We start from the raw sequence: 21060 nt of genomic DNA on the forward strand, positions 1-21060 counted from the left end.
TATGGTAAAGATTGGTTTTTTAGAAGACGAACCTATAATTATTGCAGCTGTAGCAGCTAAGATATCCCAGACGCCTTTTGAGAAAGGAAGCATAGAAGATCTTTATGAAGAATGTCGGGGTAAAAAATTGGAGGAAGAAGTAAAAAGGTTGGAAAGAAACGGGGAGAAAGAAAAAGCCAAAGAATTAGAAAAAGAAATTAAGAGAAGAATAGCCAACTCTCGGGAGATGGTTAACGCCATAATTGAAAAATCCGGACACTTGATTTTCGGCGAATTTCTTCCTTATGCTGTATTTATGGAAGGTCTTTCCAGGTTTGCGGCTCTTTATTTGTGGCGCAACGTAAATGCTCAAAATTTAGTTTACGGAGCGGGACTGGAAGCTTCTTTCCGAGTTATGAGACCGAACAGATACAATACAGCTGTCAGTGAATTGGGTAAAATTGCCTTTGAGGTTTATGAGAAAGCTGTTGAACAAGGAGTTCCAGAACAAGACGCAAGATATCTTTTGCCGGAGGGAACATTAACCAGAATGATTTTTACGGCTCCGCCTCGCCATTTGTTAAAACTTGGCAACAATCTCTGCGATTCACCCTTAATTGAATTAAAAGAAATCGGATCAGAAATTAATTCAATTGTTTCAAAAGAATTCGGTTTGAAAATGCCTAAAGAAAAACCGGCTTCAGAATGGAATTTTTGGGAATATAAAAGTCATCCATTAAAAGAAGAAATTTCTTTGAATTATGGTCGAAAAGAACATTCGATTTCTTTGCAAATGAGAATAAAGGGGAGTTTAGCAATGTATGCCCAGTTGGTAAGACAAAGACAAATTCTTTGTGATATTGAATCTTTGGCCAGGATTGTCGGTAAAGGAGTTTTCGTTCTTCCGGCCAGTTTTCCAGAAAGCATTAAGAAAGAATACCAAGAAATTGCTTCTATTGCCATTGGAAAACAGATGAAATTATTGATGAATAAAGACCCTGACTTTGTTTATTTCCTTTTACTGGGACAGGAGGCTTGGGCTGATATATATGGCAGAGGATTCAGCGTTCTTGAAACCTCAAAGTCAAGGAGCGAAGGCGTTGCTCAATGGGAAATAAGAAACAAAGTAGGAATTCCCTTAACAAGAAAACTGTTGAAACATCCGTCAATAACAGGGAATAATAAAGAAATCGGGCCTCGATGTTATAGAGAAAGAAGATGTATTGAGCCGGCAACTTTTAAGACAAAGAAAAATATTTGCAAAGCTTTTTTGCGCGACCAGGGAATATGGAAAGGGAGTTTGCCAGCATTATTAGATACGCTCGAAGAGAAATATACCACTTTCAAGGCATAGAGAAAAAAACCGATAAGGGCAAATAAATGCCCTTTTTTATTTTTGAAAACCTATTTTTTTGACTCATTTTAGATTATAATAAAATAATGGCAAAAACAGACAAAAAACAAAGCATTATTCTCCAGTTTTTGATTTGGTATTTAATTGATAAACCCGGTGCAATTTTAAAAGCTTGGAGAAATTTACTCCTTTTTAATTTGAACTATTTTTCCATTCTCTTGCTTTTAAAAACTTTTTTTTCTCCTTGGCGAAAATATAAATGGCCTTATTGCCGGGGTTTTGATTTTAAAATATATTTAGAGGCTTTTTTTTCTAATGCCATCATGAGGTTCATCGGAGCATCGCTCAGGTTATTTTTAATTATCTTCGGGATTATTTTGGAATTTTTTATAATTTTAATCGGTATTTCAGCTTTAATAATCTGGTTTTTTTTACCGTTTATTTTAATCAGTTTTTTCATATTAGGTTTTGATTTTTTTATTTAAAGCATGTTCAATTTTGATTTAAAAAAAGCAAAAATTTATCAGGCAGTTAAATGGTCGGGCACTTTTGATTTGTTTAAAAAACTGAGAAAGTTGTTTTTAGTTTTAAGTTTTACTTTTATTTTATTATTTGTTTATGGATTTTTTGAGGATGTTTTTATAAAAAAAATATTGCAATTGCTTCTAGGAAGTTTTTTTATTTCCTTGCCCTTAACTGTAATTTTTTGGACAAAAGAGCTTTTTTTTGAAGAAAAACTTAAAAATCCAAAAATAAAAGATACTTTAGAAGAGGCGATAATAAGTCCTTCTGAGTTTAACTTGGCCGAATTTTTAAGTTTTGAAGCGGCAAGTGCCGTCGCTAAATCCATAAATTTCGCCAAATTAAAAAAAATTCCGGAATTAGATTCATCGATTCTGGGTTATTTTATCCTGAAAGATAATCCGAATTTAAATTTCATATTCAGCAGGCTTCTTTTGAATTTAAAAGACGTAAAGAAATTATTCAAAGCCCATTTAAAAGTTTTAAAAAAAGAAAATATCAACGGATTTTATTCGGACGATTTTCAACGAACAATTTTAAAATCTTTGGAAGTGGCCATGGAAAAAGAAAACTCGAAAGTTCAGATAGGCGATATATTAACCGCCCTTTCAGAGCACAGTTCCATTTTAAAGAAAATTTTAATTAATTTAAAAATAAAAAAAGAAGACATAGAGAGTTTGACTTCTTGGTTGGAGTCCTTGGAAAAGAAAAATAAAAAGATAAAAAATATTTTAGATTGGCAAAATTTGGCTAAAAAAGGCAGTATAGCCAGAGATTGGGCTTGCGGTTATTCCGTTACTTTGGACAACTTTTCAATTAATATTTCCTCAAGAACCAAATTCAGTAATTTTTCTGAAAGATCGGGGCATAAAAAAGAAATAAAAGCCGTGGAAAGAATTTTAGCTCGAGCAGAAAAAAACAATGTTTTGCTTGTCGGAGAAACGGGCGTGGGCAGAAAAAGCATAGCCTGGGCTTTGGCTGAGCTTAGCGCCCAAGGCAAGTGTTTGCCGGAAGTCAACTACAAAAGAGTCATCGAATTGGACATGGCAACTCTTTTGGCAAGGACGCAAAACTTGGAAGAAACAGAGATTATCTTAGACAGGGTTTTTAAAGAGGTGGTTTCGACCGGAAACATTATTTTGGTTATTGATGATTTTCATAATTATATTGGTAAGGAAGCCAAGCCCGGCGTTGTCGATATTGCCGGAATTATTTCCAAATATTTAAATCTTACCAATTTTCCGGTAATAGCGATTGTCACTCCCGAAGGACTTCATAATTGCTTGGAGCAAAATACCGCTATTTTATCTCTTTTCGAAAAAGTCGAAGTTTTTCAAATTTCTAAAAAAGAGGCCTTGCGAATAATAGAAGACCTGTCTTTGATTTTAGAAAAAAAATATAAAAAATTTATTTCTTATCTTGCCCTGAAAGACATAATAGATTTTTGCGATAAATATATGGGAGACGTTCCTTTTCCTAAAAAGGCGATTGATTTGTTAAACGAGGCAATGGTTGAGGTTGCTTTGGAAAAAGGAAAAATAATTTTGCCTGAACACGTAGCAAGATTGTTTTCAGAAAAAACGGAAATTCCGGTCGGTGAAATAGAAACCAAAGAAAAAGAAACTTTGTTAAATCTTGAAGAATTAATTCATCAAAGAATTATCAATCAAGAGGAAGCGGTAAGCGAAGTGAGTGCGGCCTTAAGAAGGGCAAGAGTTGATATTACAATAAGAAAAGGTCCCATGGGAGCATTTTTATTTTTGGGACCCACCGGTGTCGGAAAAACCGAAACCGTAAAAGCCCTGGCTGAAGTTTATTTCGGTTCAGCCCAAAGAATGATAAGGCTGGATATGTCCGAATTTCAAGCATTAGACGACATTAAAAGACTGCTTGGCCAAAGAGGAGAGGAGGGATTTTTAACTACCAGGGTGAGAGAAAATCCTTTTTCCCTCATTCTTTTAGATGAATTTGAAAAGGCGCATTCGGATATTTTAAATCTTTTTTTACAAGTTTTTGATGAAGGTTTTTTAACCGACGGCATGGGAAGAAAGGTTTATTTTCAAAACACCATTATTATTGCAACTTCCAATGCCGGATACTCGGTGATTCTGGATGCCTTTAAAAATAAAACTCCTTTTTCGAAAGTGAAAACTCTGCTTTTAGATTTTATATTCCAAAATAAAATTTTCCGTCCCGAGCTGGTCAATCGGTTTGATGCAGTTGTTATTTTCAAACCCCTGAGCAGGGAAAATTTAATAGCGATAGCCGAGCTTTTGCTTTTAAAATTAAAAGAAAATTTAAAAAGAAAAGAAATTGATTTTGTTATTACTCCGGACCTTAAAGAAAAAATAGTTGACATGGGATACAATCCTATTTTTGGCGCCCGAGAAATGAAAAGAGTGATTCAGGATAAAATAGAAAATAAATTTGCCGAAGCCATTTTAAAAGAAGAAGTGAAAAGAGGATATAGCGTAAAAATTAATCCGGATAATTTTGAAATTTTGATTAACGAGTAAAATTTTTAAATTTAACAGCAATTAACTTTATAAATAGCCTTAAAACGGCTATTTTTACGTTGTGGATAATTTGTGGAAAAAAAGCGTTTTTTTTGGTGTTGACACAATGGGTCTTGGTGGAATATTATGAATGCGTAAAGGAAAATTGTGGATAAAAGTGGGAAAACACCCCAGATCTGGGGAAAAAACATGTTTATTGGCGAATATTCTCATACAATAGATTCAAAAAAAAGATTAGCCATTCCTTCTAAGTTCAGAAAGGAGTTGGGAGATAAGGCAATTATTACAAGGGGAATTGATAATTGTTTAGTTGTCTATCCGATAAAAGAATGGGAGGATTTCGCAAAAAAACTTGGCTCTTTACCGGCGACCCAAGCTGATGCCAGGAAATTTTCTCGGATTATGCTGGCCGGAGCAATGGATTCGAAATTGGATAATTTGGGAAGAATTTTAATTCCCGATTATTTAAAAGATTATGCTTCCTTAAAAAAAGACGCGGTGATAATCGGTTTTTTTAACAAATTGGAAATTTGGGACGAAGCAAATTGGCAGGAGTATAAAAAGAAAACTGAAATGTCGGTAGGGGATATCGCCGAGCGATTAAAAGAGATGGGAGTTTAATCTTTCGGGGAATCCCCGAAAGATGAGAATTTCAAAGGGGTGCCCCCTTTGGTCGCCCCGATTTATCGGGGAGAAATATAATTTATTTATGCATGTCCCAGTTTTACAAAAAGAAATAATTGATTTTTTATCCCCCAAGCCCGGCGAAAATTTAATTGATTGCACTTTAGGGGAGGGAGGACATTCTTTGATAATTTTAGAAAGAATTTTACCCGAAGGAAAAATTTTAGGCATAGATTGGGACCTGGAGATGATAAATAATTTTCAGGAAAGAATTAAGGAAGATCGGGAAAAAAAAGATAATTTTATTCTTGTTTGCGACAATTTTGCGAATTTGAAAAAGATCGTTGAAAAAAATAATTTTAAACCGGACCTTATATTGCTTGACCTTGGTTTTTCAAGCTGGCACCTGGAAAACAGCAAAAAAGGATTTTCTTTCCAGAAACAGGAAACACTGGATATGAGGTATAATTCCGGGGGCAGCGGACTTCAAGCGAGCGATGTGGTAAATAAATTTTCTCAAAGCGAAATCGAAAAAATTTTAAGAGAATACGGCGAGGAACGGTTTGCCAAAAAGATTGCTTCTCGGATAGTCAAAGAAAGAGACGGGTCTCCAATTGAAAGTACGACAGACCTGGTAGGAATAATTGAAAAAGCAACGCCCCTTTGGTACCAAAAAAGAAAAATTCATTTTGCCACCCTTACTTTTCAAGCCCTAAGAATATTCGTCAACAAAGAGATAGAAAACCTTGAAACCGTTTTGGCCGAATCAATGGAAGTTCTGAATCCAAAAGGAAGGTTGGCAATAATTTCCTTCCATTCCTTGGAAGACAGAGCCGTTAAAAATTTTTTTAAAGAAAAAGAAAGGCAAGAAATAATAAAAATTTTAACCAAAAAGCCGGTAATCCCGGGCGAACAAGAGTTAAAAATAAATCCCCGTTCTCGTTCCGCAAAATTGAGAGTCGCGGAGAAAAAAAATTAAAAAATGAAAAAATTTACGTCAAAAACAATAGCCATCGCTTTTCCCTTGAGAACCATAGCTTTTTTAAGGCTTCTCAGTTTAATTTCCCTTCTTTGAATCGTAGTATTTGTTATTTTTTATATTTTTCAGGTAAGCCAGCAAATTCAAGAGAAATCCCTGATTCTTAACTTTGAAGAAAAGAAAAAAGAACTTTATAATGAGAATGGAAGCTTGGAATTGGCTTTTTCCCAAAAAAATTATTTAAAAAATGTTGAAAAATCATTTGAAGAGCTGGGTTTTGAAAAAATAGCTAAGGTAGATTATATAAAAGTTTTGGATACTTCTTTTGCAGTTAAACAATAGAAATCCATGGGCTTACGCCCGTAGTTTTAGAGCAAGAAAATATAAAATGAGGAATTTGCGAGCCAGTTTAATTTTTATCATAATTTTTATTTTCGGAGCGACTATTATAGGTCGCTTGTTTTATATCCAAATTTTAAAACATAAAGATTATTTGGCTTTGGCCAAGGGTCAGCAGGTGTTATTTGAATCGATAAACCCGAACCGCGGAGAAATCTTTGCTCGAGACAAAAGCGACGGATATTATATTTTAGCCACCAATAAAGAATCAAGCTATGTTTTAGCTTCACCGGAGGAAATATCAAATCAAGAAGAAACGGCTGAAAAATTATCTAAAATTATTAATTTGGAAAAAGATAAAATTTTAGAGGCATTTAATCAACAGGGAAGCGCTTTTGTTTCTATCAAGGAAGATTTAACAAAGGAAGAAAAAGAAAGCATTAAAAATTTAAAAATTAAAGGAATTTATTTGAACGATAAAATTTTACGTTATTATCCTGAAGGCGAGTTTTGTTCAAATATTCTGGGATTTTTAGGAGGAGAGGGCATTGGCCAATATGGAATTGAAGCTTTTTACAATAAAGAATTAAGCGGCCAGGAAGGTTTGATAAGGGGAGAGAAAAGCTCAAGAGGGGATTTGGTTTTTTTTGATTCGGAAAAATCTTCTTTGCCCGAAGAAGGGTTTGACCTTATATTGAACATTGATTTTTACATTCAATTAAAAGCCGAGGAATTATTAAAGCGAGCCAAAGAAGATTTGGACATTGAAAACGGTCAGATCATAGTAGCAGAGCCAAAAACCGGAAAAATAATTGCCATGACTTCTCTTTTTAATTTTAACCCCAACGAATATTCAAAATACGATTTTTCGATTTTTATTAATTCTGTATCTCAAAAAATATTTGAACCAGGTTCCGTTTTTAAACCCATTACCATGGCAATAGGCTTGGAAGAGGGAAAAATTACGCCTCAAACCACTTATATTGATGAAGGTTTTGTGAAGGTAGGACCTGACACAATTTACAATTACGACAGAAGAACTTACGGAGAGCGTACGATGACTGAGGTTTTAGAGAAATCAATTAATACGGGCGCGGTTTTCGTGGAAGAGCAAATTCCCCATGACGTTTTTTTGAATTATATTGAAAAATTTGGAATTTTCGATAAAACTAACATTGATTTGCAAAGCGAAGTTTCTTCCAAAAACGAAGAATTAAAAAAAGGATATGAATTAAATTTTATCACCGCTGCTTTCGGGCAGGGAATAGAAATGACGCCGATTCAGTTGGTCAGGGCTTTTTCTTCAATAGCTAATGGCGGGAAGTTAATGAAGCCTTATCTGGTGGAAAAGATTATTAAAAAAAACGGCCAAACCATAGAGGTTCAACCGGAAACTCAAAATCCTTCAGTTATTTCTCAAAATACCGCCTCCAAAGTAACGGCAATGTTGGTCAGCGTAGTTGAAAACGGATTTGGCAAGAAAGCCAAAGTTCCGGGTTATTATGTTGCAGGCAAAACAGGCACTGCCCAAGTTTCCTGGTCTTCTATGGGAATTAATAAAGCCGGTTATTCCGATAAAACCGTTCAATCCTTTATCGGTTTTGCTCCTGCTTTTGACCCTAAATTTTTAATTTTAATTAAGCTGGACAATCCCAAAACTAAAACCGCCGAATATTCGGCAGTCCCCATTTTCCATGATTTGGCAAAATATATAGTTGATTATTATCAAATACCGCCCGATTACGAAGAGTAGGAGAAATAGACAATATCAATAAATTATGTTAAAATTTTAAAAGTAATAAGGGCCCCATCGTCTAGTGGCCCAGGACATCGCCCTCTCACGGCGGTAACAGGGGTTCAAATCCCCTTGGGGCTACAAGTCTCCTCCTACGTTGAAACTTCGGACGGACAAAGCCCACCATCCTACGCTAAAGCTTCGGAATGGCAAGCCAGCAACAGCCGCTTTTCAATAAAGCGGTTTTTTGGTAGAATGAGAGAAAGGTCGTATTATTAAAAAAATTAATTTAAATCCATGCATATTATTAGTAAATCAACCTCAGACTTGATTATATATATAGGAATAGTAGTTTCCATAATAGGTTCTATTATTATAATGAAAAGAATTAAAGCAAAATTAGCGGTAGGGCAAGTATCTCAAGAACCTTTAACAAAAGATGAAAGAATTAAAATTTGGATATTAGCTCTTTTTAATCCAATTTGGACGGACATTATTTTATATTTTGGATGGAGAAAGAGTTTACCCATAAAAGCGAAAAATGCAAACTTAATATGTTTTATCACTTTCTTTCTTTGGCTCGCACTGAGCTATTTAATTGGATTTCCGGTTAGGATTAATTAGTTATAAAAATATTATTAATTTTAATATTTTATTTAAAAAAATTATTAAATAAAAAACATGCAATCAAAAAATTTAAATCCTAAATATACTACTATTATTGGTGCAATTTTAGCAGTAATAGGTTTCGCATACATGACTATAACGGGGACACCCGATGTTATTATTACGTTTTTTACCTTTTTCTTGGGTATATTTTTGTTCATTATAGGAATAGTTGGTTTATTGGTAAATTGGTATAAAGGAAAAAAAACCAGCCAACTTTAAATGTCTGATAATTTATAATACTTTTAAGCAAGAACCAAACTAGACATATAAATCTTTCCAGATTTAATAATTTTAGTTCTAAAAATCGCCAATAAAGCGGTTTTTTGGTAGAATAAAGTAATAATAAACCAAATGCAGATTCAACATTTAGCATTATTTATTTTAGGTTTTATTTTACAAGCATTTTTGTTAGTTAGAAATACTGAATATAAGAGATTTTTAGCATTATTAAAATTTGTTACTATTCTTACTTTCTTTATCTTTATTTGGTTTGCGATTAAAGCAAATTATTATACCCCCCAAGGCTTCATTATTATTTTCATTTTTGTTTTTACGATTTTATTTTTAGCTGTTTTTATAAAAGATTTTTTGATTCAAATTAACGAACTTATTTTATTGTCTTTTACTTTAATTTTTTGGTATGTATTTTTGCTAAGATTTCAATTTAATCCTTTTTTAATAATATGTGCATTACCACCTACGATTGGAGTAATTTTTGTTTCTTTTACAAAGTTTCAATTAAAAAATTATCAGAAATTAATGCTTTATTTATGGTTTTTAGTTATTGATGTTTTTTTACTAACTCATTATTTCATTCGTGGAAGTTTTTTTTCATTTAGTTTTACTGAAAAAATCGGGCAGGTTTCCCTAATTAACTCTTTTTTTATGGGTGCAACCTTTCTGTATCTTGCCTGTAATGTATTGTGCTTTTTCTTATTTTTTACTGTAATTCAAGGAGGAAAAAGTTTTAGACTTCAACCATTTAAACAAACAATGCAGGCAATAATAAAAAATACTCAGCCTATTATTGCCAAATATTCAAACGAAGAATCAAAAACTTTGCATTCCTTAATGTTAATTATATTGCAGGGTAGTTTTCTTGCATTAAACTACTTATATAAATTTATTCCAGACTCTTTAATAATTAGTCTTTTTGTAACAATTATTCCTCAATTATTATTAATAAAAAGCGGTAGCTTAAAGGAACCTATAAATTCTATATCGCCAAACAGGCTCTAACACTGTTTGGGAAGGGGAGCTAAATCCATTATATAAACCCTCTTATCTTCCATAATCCTGGTTTTAATTCTTCGGGAATACTCATGACAGGTTCTTCGATGGGCTCAGGACAAGAATCGTTCGCTAGAGCGAGGAGTAACTGGTTGGAGTATCCCTTGCCAAAGCTTCAAATCTTCTATAATTTGGTTCCAACTTGCCCTCACGAAGTCTACAAAATAAAAAGAGCTACAAATCAGCTCTTTTTTCGTATATAATTAATTAACATGAATAAAAGGTTTTTTTACGGAGTTTGCACATTGGCGGGAACGATTATCGGAGTCGGTCTTTTTTCTTTGCCTTACATCGCTTATCAGGCGGGAATTTGGATGATGCTTTTTTATTTTTTGGCTTTAGGGACTTTAACTGTTATTGTTCATTTGTTATTTGGAGAAGTATCAATTGCGACTCCAGATTATTTAAGATTTGCTGGTTTTGCCCGGCTTCATCTTGGAAAGACGGCGGAAAAAATTTCTTTAGTTTCCATTATTCTGGGACTTTTTGGCGCTAATTTGGCTTATTTAATCATTGGCGGAAAATTTTTAAGCATTTTGCTGGGCTTTCAAAATGAATTATTCGGCGTTATTTTATATTTTATTTTCGGCTCTTTACTTATTTATTTTGGCATTAAAGCCATTTCTCGGGTGGAATTCTGGGGACTGATTATTTTTTTCATAATTTTGTTCGTTATATTTTTAAACTCTGTTCCATTTTTTAAAATAGAAAACTTATTCTTATCCAGCCCTAAAAAAGATTTATTTTTACCATACGGTCCGATTTTATTTGCTTTATGGGGCGCGGCTTTAATTCCTGAAGTGGAAGAAATGCTGGGAAAAGATAAAAAACTTTTAAGAAAAATAATTTTCATTGCCCTTTTAATTCCAATAATCACTTATTTGGCTTTTACTTTTTTGGTTACGGGAGTTACGGGTTCCGGCACTTCCCAGGAAGCAATAGAAGGATTAAAAAACATTCTTGGCCCAAAGACGATAGTTTTGGCTTTGTTTTTCGGCCTTTTAACTACTTTTACTTCTTTTATCAGTATTGGTTTGACCTTAAGAAAAGTTTTTAATTATGACTTGAAAATAAATAAAAAAGTTTCTTCCGCAATAGTTTGTTTCACGCCCCTCATTCTTTTTTTAATAGGTTTCAAAAATTTTATTGATGTGATATCTTTTGTCGGAGGAATTACCGTCGGCATTGACGGAATTTTGATTATTTTAATGTACCAAAAAATAAAACAAAAAAAGTTTTCTTTGTTCGCGTATCCCTTAATTTTAATTTTTATTTTGGGAATTATTTATCAAATAATATATTTTTTAAAATAAAAAATCATGCTTTTGCTTAATATTATAATTTTTATTTTTTCTTGTACCTTGCTTTTATTAATGGGAAAATGGGTGGTCGATTCTTTAATTGGCCTGGCTCATTTTTTACAGCTGAGGGAGTTTGTGATGGCTTTTTTTGTTATGGCCTTTGCCAGTTGTATTCCTAACTTTTTTGTTGATATTTCTTCTGCGCTGAGAGGAATTCCGCAGCTGGCTTTCGGAGATGTTGTTGGGGGAAACGTTGTTGATTTTACAATTGCCGTCGGGTTGGCGGCTTTAATTTCAAGGGGAGGGATTACAACCAACAGCCGAGTAGTGCAGTCGTCCATGGTTTTTACTTTTATAATAGCGATTTTACCTTTGCTTTTGATTTGGGACGGGATTTTAGGCAGGGCAGACGGAGTAATTTTAATTTCGGTCTTTTTTATATATATTTATTGGCTTTTTTCTAAAAAAGAAAGATTCAGTAAGGTTTACCAAGAGAAAAAAACAAAGAAACGATCAGGAGTATTTTTGAAAGATTTGATTAAACTATCTATCGGGGTTATTGTTTTACTGTTTGCCGCCCAGGGGATTATTAAATCTTCAATTGCTTTTTCCGATATTTTTAATATCTCTTTACCCTTGGTCGGAATTTTAATCGTAGGATTGGGAAATGCCTTGCCTGAAATTTATTTTTCTTTGATTGCCGCCAAGAAAGGGCAAGACTGGCTTATTTTAGGGGATATTACGGGGGCAGTCATTATTCCGGCCACGCTTGTTTTGGGGATAGTCGCTTTAATTTCTCCAATAGAAATGTCCGGTTTTTCTTTTTCTTCTTTTGCTGTAGCGAGATTTTTTATGATAGCTTCGGCGATCTTCTTTTTCTTCTTTGTTAAAACGGATAAAAAAATTACGCAAAAAGAGGGTTTATTTTTATTGTTTTTATATATTGCGTTTTTGATTTGCGAAATATTCTTTAAATAGTTGATTTTTTAAAAAAACTGTTATAATATTGTTTTATGGATAATTTGTTCATTTATTTATTTTTTATCATAATTTTGGGGTTAATTGCGATTATTTTTTTATTAACGCGCAAAAAAAAGGAAAACTCAGATTCTTCTTTTTTAATGCTTCAAGGGCAGATCGACCGTATCAGCCAGGTATTGGATAATAAGCTTTCCGAATCAAATAAAAGTTTTCAGGAGCAATACAGCCAAAGCTTTAAAATAATCCGGGATGTTACAGAAAAACTTACAAGATTGGATGAAACTAACAAGCAGGTTGTGGGATTTGCCGACCAGTTGAAAAAATTGCAAGATACCCTGATTAACCCGAAGCAACGAGGAATTTTAGGAGAATACTATCTGGAAACGGTTTTAAAAAATGTTTTACCGCCGGGTTCCTATCAAATGCAGTATCCCTTTGAAGATGGAACCATAGTGGATGCGGCGGTTTTTGTTGATAAAAACATAATTTGCATTGATTCGAAGTTCAGTCTGGAAAACTATAACCGGATTTTAGAAAGCAGGGACGAGTCAGAGAAAAAAAGATACGAAGTTGCTTTTGTCGGCGACCTCAAAAACAGAATCGAGGAAACCGCAAAATATGTGAGGCCCGAAGAAAAAACAATGGATTTCGCTTTCATGTTCTTGCCTTCGGAAGCCATTTATTATGACCTGCTGATTAACAAGGTTGGCGTAATCAACGAAGATACAAACAGCCTTATTTATTACGCTGCCAGGAAAAAGGTGATAATCGTTTCTCCCACATCTTTTTTGGCTTATTTGCAAACGGTATTACAGGGTTTAAGAAATCAAAAGATTTCAGAAAGAGCCCAGGAGATTATAAGGGAAGTGGAAAAATTAGGCAGGCATTTATTGGTTTATGGCGACTATATGAAAAAACTGGGAGGACACTTGGGCACAACCGTAAACACCTATAACAAAGCCAGCAAGGAATTTTCCAAAGTTGATAAAGATGTTGTAAAAATTGCGGGCGGTGAATCAAAAACAAAAATTGATGAGGTTGAACCGCCTCTTTTAGAAGATTAAAATTTAAAAATTATGTTAGCCGTAATCAAAACCGGAGGCAAACAATATATAGTTTCTCCCGGTAAAAAATTAAGAATAGAGAAAATAGACGAAGAAGAAGGCAAGGAAATTGCCTTTAAAGAAGTTTTATTGGTAGAGAAGGGGAATGCCTTGGAAATTGGAAATCCCTTTGTAAAGGGAGCTAAAGTTTTGGGTAAAATTTTAAAGCAGGGGAGAGGCAAGAAAATAACCATTTTAAGGTTTAAATCTAAAACCAGGCACAAAAGAAAACAAGGACACAGACAACCCTTTACTTTAGTAGAGATTGACAAGATTGAGATGTAAATAAAATTTAATCCCGAAAGAAGCTGTTTCGGGATTTTAATTTGGTTCAGCTATTGACAAATTAAATATAGTATGATATAATGTAGGCGAGGTGAAATGAGAGATGGAAGGAACCATGATTAGGGTCTATGAAGACCCAGAATCAGTAGCAACATGGGATTAAAAGAATTTTGTTAGTAGGGGTTCAATATAATGGACCACCAGACGGATAAGGCAGTATGCCGCAATGGAGTACTACCGTAATCTAAACAAGATTCTTGTGCGAATCCTCTGTTCATTTTAAAAATTTATTGCCATTTTTGGCTTATGGGAAGCTAGGAGTTCAATAGTATCTCTTTATACCAATTCTTGTGGAGTAAAATCCACTAAATTAAAGAGGACCTATAAAGAGATATCTCCTTGCTTCCCATCCTTTTTCATACAGTTCAAAAAACTGCTTTTTTTTGTTTTTTACGAAGAATATTTTTATTGACAAAATATTTTTAATATGCTATAATTTATATGGAATTAAGAAGAAATATTCTTCTTAACTTCCGAACATTGCACCTTGAAAAAATTAAAGATGTCAGGTGCGAAGAAAAAAAGAAAAAGGAGGTGAAAATATCGAAGAAGCAAGAATTAATCTGATAGCTAAACAAGCCTTTAAAGCTCATCTTAGGCACGAGTTCTCTCTTAGAGATATTCAAAAAATAAAAAGAAATATTGGAAATTCTCTAAAAGAACCGGAAATGCAAAAAATCAACGTCACCAAAGAAGAAGCTTTAGAATTTGTAAGTATAGTTATCAGAGAAGTTTTCGAAGACCTTATGGTCACCCTAGAGAAGTGAGTTTGAGGTAATTTTCCGTAAAAAGGGTAATTGTTTTCTCTCTATTTATAGAGCGATTAACAGAACAAGAACCTTTACTCTAACTTCTCTTACCTTTTCTTTTTTATCAGACTTATGGAGAGATTATAAATCTACTTTTATAAGGATCTAAGCAATTGCTTAGAAAACCTAAAAAGAGAGATTTATTTCTCTCCTTTTTCCGTTTAAAATCACTAATTTTTTAAAAAATTATCTTCTCCTCTCAAGGGCTTCGCTTAGGGTTTCTTCGTCGGCATACTCCAGTTCTCCACCCGTCGGCAAGCCACGACCGAGTTTGGTAATTTTAATTTTTCTTTCTTCCAATAATGGCTTTAATTTTCTTTCCAAAAATAAGAAGGTGGCATTTCCTTCGGTTGTCGGATTGGTGGCGATTATCAGTTCTTGAAAGCCAGTATTCTGAGCCAAGCCAAAAGAGCTTGGATTTTTTATTCTTTCTTGCAACTTTTCAATTCGAATTTTTTCCGCGTCTTTTTTTAAAAGAGAAACGTTTCCGCCCAAAATAAAATATAGGCCCGTGTATTTTTTTGTTTTTTCAATGGGGTCCAAGTCCGTTTCTTTTTCCACGATGCAAAGTGTTTTTTGGTCTCTTTGGTTATCTGAGCAAATTTCACAAAGAGTTTTTTCGCCTTCAAATGGTTTGAAACAAAAATTACAGAGTTTGATATTTTTAGAAAGGTCGGAGATTGATTTAACGAGTTCCTCGACTTCTTCTTTTTTCGATTTTAGCAAATAAAAAACAAATCGGGCGGCGGTTCTGGGCCCGATAGTAGGGAACTTGGAGAATTTATCAATTAATTTTTGGATTGATTTTGGATACAATTTATTGTTTTTCTAAGTTTCTAAAAGAAACCCTGGTTTCGTCAAAATATAATTCCACTTTTCCCGTTGGTCCGTTACGATGCTTGGCAATAAGGATATCGGCGATATTCCTTCTGGAGGTCTCGGGGCGATAGCGGTCTTCCCTGTAAATAAACATTACCACGTCCGCGTCCTGTTCAAGAGAGCCTGACTCCCTTAAATCAGCTAATCTTGGAATTTGGGGAGTCCGCTGTTCAACCGCGCGGGATAACTGGGAAAGAGCTAAAACCGGAACATTCATTTCTTTTGCCAGGGCCTTAAGAGACCTTGAGATGTCGGTTATTTGCCTGACAATAGAATCTTCATTGGTTTTTTTAGGTTCTATTAGTTGTAAATAATCAATAACCAACAGTCCCAATCCTTTTTCAGCCTGCAGTCTCCTAGCCATGGCTCTCATTTGCAACACATTAGTGACTGCCGCGTCATCAATGTAAATAGGAGCTTCGTTTAAAACTCCCAATGCTTCCCTGATTCTTGCGAAATCATTGTCTTCTCCGGAATTGGATAAATGTCTTTTTCGTGGACAGCGATATGTCTCGCAAAATCCATGGCCAGAGAAGTTTTTCCCATACTGGGCCTGGAAGCCAAAATTATCAGGTCTGATTTTTGAAGCCCGGAAAGAATTTTATCCAAATCCACGAATCCCGTTGAAACTCCCCGAATCGCGCTTTTGTGTTTTGATAAATTATCAATTCTTTGGAAAGCCTCTTCCAGGGCGTCTTTTACCGGTAGAAATCTTTGAGTTAATCCTTTTTGGGCGACGCTGAAAATTCTTTTTTCAGCTTCATCCAAAATAGTGTCAACATCTTCGGTTTGATTGTATCCCAAACTGCTTATTTCATAAGAGGTTGAAATCAAATCCCTTAAAGTTCTTTTTCTTTGGACGATTTTTGCGTAATTAGATACATGGGCGGCAGTGGGAACAGTATTAACGCATTCGGTCAGGTAACCTGAACCTCCCAAATCTTCCAGCTCTCCTTTTTCTTTTAAGCGGGTGGAAAGGGAAAGAAAATCAATGGGTTCAGAACGTTCAAAAAGATCTATCATCGCCTGATAGATCTTCCGGTGAGCGTCTTTGTAAAAATCGTCGGCATTCAGGGAATCTGCCACTTTGTAAATAGCTTCTTTGTCCAACATTAAAGAACCCAAAATACATTTTTCCGCTTCCAGGTCTTGAGGAGGAATTTTATCCGTATTGTTAAAGTTTGAGTAATTATTATTTGCCATTTGTCTCTTTGAAATCTAACAAAGATTAAAATCGTTGACAAGAGGAAAAAGTAGGGAAAACTAAGAAATATTTTTCTTTATTTTTTGGCCATCTTTTGCGTCTTCAATCGAAAACCCCAAAGCTTCAATTTCTTTTCTTGTTTTATCGGCCATTTCCCAATTTTTTTGCTGGCGGTATTTTTCTCTAAAGCTCGCCATTTCCAAGATTTTAGCCGGAATCTCTCCTTCTTTTTTAAAAATTTTAAAAATTTCATCAGTAAAAAGCAAAAGCTCGTAAATTTCTTTAATTTCTTTTCCAGACAATTTATTGAATTTTTTGTTTGACTTCCTGATTAAATCAAAAAGCAAAGAAAAAAATTTTGGAGTGTTAAAATCATCTTCCAGAATTTTTAAGAATTTTTTAACAAGAGCCGATTTTTGTCCCTTCGGGGCGGGATGGTTAATTTTTTCCCCAATTTTTTTATAGAAATCATTTATTCTTTCCAGCGTATTCTTTACCTGTTTTATTTTTTTCAAATTGTAATCAATGGGGGAGCGGTAGTGGCTTAAAAAAACAAATAATCGCAAAAGTTCGGCCGAATTTTCTTTCAAAAAATTCCTTATAATAATAAAATTACCAAGGGATTTGGACATTTTTTTGTTTTCTATTGTTAAAAATCCGGCATGAAGCCAATATTTTGCTATAGGTTTTTTCCCGGAAATAGCTTCCATTTGGGCGATTTCCGCTTCATGGTGGGGGAAGATTAAATCTCGGCCTCCGCCGTGGATATCGTATTGAAAACCGAAATATTTTTCTGTGATCGCCGTATCTTCAATGTGCCAGCCGGGCCGGCCTTCACCCCAAGGGCTTTCCCATTTGGGTTCATCGGGCTTGGATAGTTTCCATAAACAAAAATCACCCTTGTTTTTTTTATTTTTTCCTTCATCAATTCTGGAAACCCCATCTTGGGCCTGCAAAGCTGTTCTTTTGGATAATTTTCCATATTCTTTAAACTTGCTGATATTATAATAAACTCCGTCTTCTATCTGGTAGGCGAACCCTTTTTCAATTAATCTTTTTACTTGGCTTATGATTTCGGGAATGTGCTCGGTGGCTTTTGCATACTTACTGACGCTGTCTATTTTCAAACTTTCCATGTCTTTTAAGTGTTCTTTTTCAAACTGCAAAGCCAGAATTTTTGGAGAAATATTTTTTTCCTTAGCTCTTTTTATTATTTTATCGTCAATATCGGTGATATTTTGAAGATAAAAAACATCAAACCCAGTTTTTCTTAAAAAATTGACGATCATGTCAAAAACAAGATTGTTTCTGGCGTGTCCTAAATGGGAAAAATCATAAACCGTGGGTCCGCAAACAAAAAGATTCACCTTGTTTTTTTGGCGCGGTTTAAATATTTCTTTTTTTTGAGATAAGGTATTATATAGTTTCAGCATGAAATTGATTTTATCATATTATCATATTTTTCAATTTTTCCACAATTTTTATTATTTATGTTGTAACTATGTAATTATTTATGTCATAATTATGTAATATTAATAATCTTTAAATCTTATATGAAAAAATTAGATATAATTTTGGGTATTATTTTAGGAGAAGCGGTAGCGTGGTATTTTTTGTTAAGCATAAAAGAATTGGGCGTTTTCGCAGGAAAAATCGGGATGAGTCCGGCTTCAATTTACTGGCTTTTGCCGATATCCTTTCCAATTTTAACAATAATTGCCCTATGGATCGCCTCTATTTTAGGAAAGAAGTTTTTAATTATTTTGCAATTCAGTAAATTTTTTTTAACAGGGACCGGAATTACCCTTGTTGATTTAGGAGTGCTTAATGTTCTGATGTGGATTTTTAAAATTTATGCCGGCAAATGGTTTTCTGTTTTTAAGTTTATCTCGGGCATAGTTGCTTTAATGGTTAAGTTTTTACCGGCAAAATTATGGGTTTTCGAGAAATCGGAAAAGGGGAAACAAAAACAAGAGTTCGGAGGCTTTATCATAGTTGGCATCGTTGGTTTGCTGATAAACGTTGCCATAGCTTCTTTTATCGTAAAAATAAATCCTATGTTTGGTTTTTCAAAAGAAAGCTGGGCGAATGTCGGGGCAATTGGAGCTGCTTTTATAGGTTTAGCTTGGAATTTTTTTGCTTCCAAGTTTTTTGTTTTCAAGAAATAATAATTTTTATTTTATCAAAAAACACTCGCCAAAAAGCGGGTGTTTGATTTTGAATTCGGATTTTAGTTGTGATAAACTTATTTAAATATGAAAGAACAAAATTTGGTTTTATATCGAAAATATCGGCCGGAAAATTTTGCCGAAATTGTCGGCCAGAATCATATAGTGAGAACCCTAAGCAACGCGATTTCCGAGGGCATGGTTTCACATGCTTATTTATTCGCGGGTCCCCGAGGAACGGGAAAAACAACCATAGCCAGAATTTTGGCAAAATCCGTTAATTGTTCCAGCCGCCAGGAAAAAGAATGGGAACCCTGCAATAAATGTTCTTCTTGCTTGGAAATAAGCCACGGGAGATCAATAGACCTGATTGAGATTGACGCCGCTTCTCATCGGGGAATTGATGAGATGAGAGAGCTAAGAGATGGTATCAGATTTTTGCCGACCAAATCAAGGTACAAAGTTTTTATTATCGATGAATGTCATCAGCTTTCAAAAGACGCTGCCAATGCATTATTGAAAACCTTGGAAGAGCCGCCCTCCCACGCCATTTTTATCTTAGCCACCACTGAAATTCATAAAATGATTCCAACGATAATTTCCCGTTGTCAGAGATTTGATTTTAGAAAATTGACATCCAAAGAAATAGTTCAAAAATTGAAAACCATAATTCAAAAGGAAAAAGCCAATATCGAAGAAAAAGCCCTGAATCTGATCGCCTTGAATTCAGAAGGTTCAATCAGGGACGCGGAAGGATTTTTAGACCAAGCTTTAATTTTTGCCGGTTTTGAAAAACAAAAAGAAATAAAAATGGAAGACATTAAAGATTTATTGGGATTGGTTGAAATAAATACGGTGGCAAAATTAGTGGATTTTATTGCTGAAAAAAACAGCCGGGGAGCGATAGATTTTTTAAATGAGACGCTGGAAAAAGGATACGACCCCAAGGAGTTTGCCAAAACTCTTATTGAATACTTGAGGCAAGTTCTGCTTTTTAAAATTGATTCCGGCTTGCAAAATCCCTTACTTTTAAGCTTAAGCGAGGATGAAAAAATAAAATTTCAAAATCAGATTAAAAATTTTGAAGAAAAAGATATTTTAAAAATGCTAAATCTTTTTATTGAGGCCCAGGAAAAAATGCGATATTCATCAATTATCCAGCTTCCTCTGGAGCTGGCGCTTATTGAAGCTATCAACTCAAGATGAAAAAAGGATTTATAATCTTTCAAATAGACGGGTTTTCTTTAGGCGACCTTATGGGGGCGATAGAAAGGGGAAATACCCCCTTTTTAAGATATTTGGTTAAAAACCAAAAATTTAAAATTCATAAAACCTATTGCGGGCTTTCACCTTTAAAAAGATTGGTATGTCTGATGTATGGGAAAGAGGAAGATTTTCCCGGATTGACCTGGTTTGATAAGAAAAAAAATAGGTTTGTCAGTATGTACGACCTTAATGACATTAAAGAGTTTGATAAAAAATTGAAAGGCGGGATTTTTCAGGGCGGGGCAACCGTTGGTGCCGTTTTTTCCGGTGGGTCCAAAGAAAGCTTGGGTTCGGTCGCCAACATAAATGGTCCTTCGCTTGCTGCGCTTTTGAGTTCTTTTTCAAAATTGGAAATATTTTTTTATTTAATTTCCGCTGTTTTTGCGATAATAATAGACCTTATTGTCGCCTTATTTACCAGATTGAAAAAAGGAGCTTTTTTTGAAGGAGTTTTTATAGAAAAAATTTTACATGTTTATACTTCAGAATTAGCTCAAAGAGCCGTTAAAAGAGGGACTCCTTCTTTGTATGTTAATTTTACGGCTTTTGATCGAAGGTCTCATCGATTGGGTAAAAATAATATTTTAACCAAATTGACAATAAAAAATATAGACAATGAGATTAAAAAAATTTATGATTTGGCTAATAAAACCAATTTGATAAATTACGATTTTTTTGTTATTACCGACCACGGCCAAATCCAATCCCTGCCCTTTAAGGATTATTTTAAAAAGTCATTGAAAGAAACAATAAAAAGCAATTTAAAGACCGAAGTAATAGACGGTACTGACGCTGAAAAGGGAATGATTATCCATCAAGTTGAGGAACTTTTAAACGACATTCGTTGGTTGAAAAGAATAAGTTGGTTTTTGAGATTGAGATTTGATTTAACTAATGCCTTTATATAATTACCCGTATGCCCATCCCAGAACTCCGATTTATCTTTAAGGCGCGCCTCTATTAGCACATCCATAACCTTATTTAAGAACTGTTTCTT

19 protein-coding genes, 1 tRNA gene and 1 pseudogene are annotated in these 21060 nt (G+C 34.2%); 18 read left to right on the forward strand and 3 right to left on the reverse strand.

The window, feature by feature from the left end; translation table 11 throughout:
- Nucleotide 1: 1 nt before the first annotated feature.
- The 15 genes from NTU58_00740 (at nt 2) to NTU58_00810 (ending at nt 14504) form a co-directional block, all read left to right on the forward strand.
- Nucleotides 2–1333, forward strand: a complete 1332-nt coding sequence (locus NTU58_00740; GenBank protein ID MCX6764224.1) for an FAD-dependent thymidylate synthase — start codon at nt 2–4, stop codon at nt 1331–1333.
- An 86-nt stretch (nt 1334–1419) separates the two neighbouring features.
- Nucleotides 1420–1818, forward strand: a complete 399-nt coding sequence (locus tag NTU58_00745; protein MCX6764225.1) for a hypothetical protein — start codon at nt 1420–1422, stop codon at nt 1816–1818.
- A 3-nt stretch (nt 1819–1821) separates the two neighbouring features.
- Nucleotides 1822–4371, forward strand: coding sequence for an AAA family ATPase (locus NTU58_00750; protein MCX6764226.1), 2550 nt, complete (start codon nt 1822–1824; stop codon nt 4369–4371).
- A gap of 189 nt (nt 4372–4560) precedes the next feature.
- Nucleotides 4561–4992 carry a division/cell wall cluster transcriptional repressor MraZ gene (gene mraZ, locus NTU58_00755; protein MCX6764227.1) on the forward strand — a complete coding sequence of 144 codons (432 nt, stop codon included), beginning with the start codon at nt 4561–4563 and terminating at the stop codon, nt 4990–4992.
- 88 nt (nt 4993–5080) lie between these two features.
- Entirely contained in the window at nt 5081–5974 is an 894-nt protein-coding gene (gene rsmH, locus NTU58_00760; protein MCX6764228.1) for a 16S rRNA (cytosine(1402)-N(4))-methyltransferase RsmH, read from the forward strand.
- A 210-nt stretch (nt 5975–6184) separates the two neighbouring features.
- Entirely contained in the window at nt 6185–6316 is a 132-nt protein-coding gene (locus tag NTU58_00765; GenBank protein MCX6764229.1) for a hypothetical protein, read from the forward strand.
- Between the two features lie 46 nt (nt 6317–6362).
- A complete protein-coding gene (locus tag NTU58_00770) occupies nt 6363–8066 on the forward strand; it encodes a penicillin-binding protein 2 (protein ID MCX6764230.1) in 1704 nt (567 codons plus the stop codon).
- A gap of 50 nt (nt 8067–8116) precedes the next feature.
- A tRNA-Glu gene (locus NTU58_00775) sits at nt 8117–8189 on the forward strand.
- Nucleotides 8190–8345: 156 nt separating this feature from the next.
- Nucleotides 8346–8672 (forward strand): hypothetical protein, encoded by a 327-nt coding sequence (locus NTU58_00780; protein ID MCX6764231.1) that lies wholly within the window; start codon nt 8346–8348, stop codon nt 8670–8672.
- 396 nt (nt 8673–9068) lie between these two features.
- On the forward strand, nt 9069–9956 hold the full coding sequence (locus tag NTU58_00785; protein ID MCX6764232.1) for a hypothetical protein: 888 nt from the start codon (nt 9069–9071) through the stop codon (nt 9954–9956).
- A gap of 263 nt (nt 9957–10219) precedes the next feature.
- Nucleotides 10220–11320: a hypothetical protein gene (locus tag NTU58_00790; protein MCX6764233.1), complete on the forward strand. Its 1101-nt coding sequence runs from the start codon at nt 10220–10222 to the stop codon at nt 11318–11320.
- A gap of 6 nt (nt 11321–11326) precedes the next feature.
- Nucleotides 11327–12286: a sodium:calcium antiporter gene (locus tag NTU58_00795; protein ID MCX6764234.1), complete on the forward strand. Its 960-nt coding sequence runs from the start codon at nt 11327–11329 to the stop codon at nt 12284–12286.
- Between the two features lie 35 nt (nt 12287–12321).
- Entirely contained in the window at nt 12322–13353 is a 1032-nt protein-coding gene (locus tag NTU58_00800) for a DNA recombination protein RmuC (GenBank protein ID MCX6764235.1), read from the forward strand.
- Nucleotides 13354–13365: 12 nt separating this feature from the next.
- Entirely contained in the window at nt 13366–13677 is a 312-nt protein-coding gene (gene rplU / locus NTU58_00805; GenBank protein ID MCX6764236.1) for a 50S ribosomal protein L21, read from the forward strand.
- A 569-nt stretch (nt 13678–14246) separates the two neighbouring features.
- Complete coding sequence (locus NTU58_00810; protein MCX6764237.1) at nt 14247–14504, forward strand: hypothetical protein; 258 nt, start codon at nt 14247–14249, stop codon at nt 14502–14504.
- 228 nt (nt 14505–14732) lie between these two features.
- Here the strand turns inward: NTU58_00810 and recR are convergent, their stop codons facing one another.
- The 3 genes and pseudogenes from recR to cysS form a co-directional block, all read right to left on the reverse strand.
- Nucleotides 14733–15362 carry a recombination mediator RecR gene (gene recR / locus NTU58_00815; GenBank protein MCX6764238.1) on the reverse strand — a complete coding sequence of 210 codons (630 nt, stop codon included), beginning with the start codon at nt 15360–15362 and terminating at the stop codon, nt 14733–14735.
- A gap of 1 nt (nt 15363) precedes the next feature.
- Nucleotides 15364–16628, reverse strand: a pseudogene (locus NTU58_00820) (replicative DNA helicase).
- A gap of 60 nt (nt 16629–16688) precedes the next feature.
- Nucleotides 16689–18062 (reverse strand): cysteine--tRNA ligase, encoded by a 1374-nt coding sequence (gene cysS / locus NTU58_00825; GenBank protein MCX6764239.1) that lies wholly within the window; start codon nt 18060–18062, stop codon nt 16689–16691.
- A gap of 120 nt (nt 18063–18182) precedes the next feature.
- Here cysS and NTU58_00830 point away from each other — a divergent pair, with 120 nt between their 5' ends.
- From NTU58_00830 to NTU58_00840, 3 genes are all read left to right on the forward strand, one after another.
- A complete protein-coding gene (locus tag NTU58_00830) occupies nt 18183–18797 on the forward strand; it encodes a GtrA family protein (protein ID MCX6764240.1) in 615 nt (204 codons plus the stop codon).
- An 87-nt stretch (nt 18798–18884) separates the two neighbouring features.
- A complete protein-coding gene (gene dnaX / locus NTU58_00835; protein MCX6764241.1) occupies nt 18885–20003 on the forward strand; it encodes a DNA polymerase III subunit gamma/tau in 1119 nt (372 codons plus the stop codon).
- Nucleotides 20000–20971, forward strand: coding sequence for an alkaline phosphatase family protein (locus NTU58_00840; protein ID MCX6764242.1), 972 nt, complete (start codon nt 20000–20002; stop codon nt 20969–20971). The genes dnaX and NTU58_00840 overlap by 4 nt, the downstream gene beginning before the upstream one ends.
- Nucleotides 20972–21060: the final 89 nt, after the last annotated feature.

The organism is Candidatus Nealsonbacteria bacterium (assembly GCA_026396195.1).
GTDB lineage: Bacteria > Patescibacteriota > Minisyncoccia > Minisyncoccales > JAGGXC01 > JAPLXH01.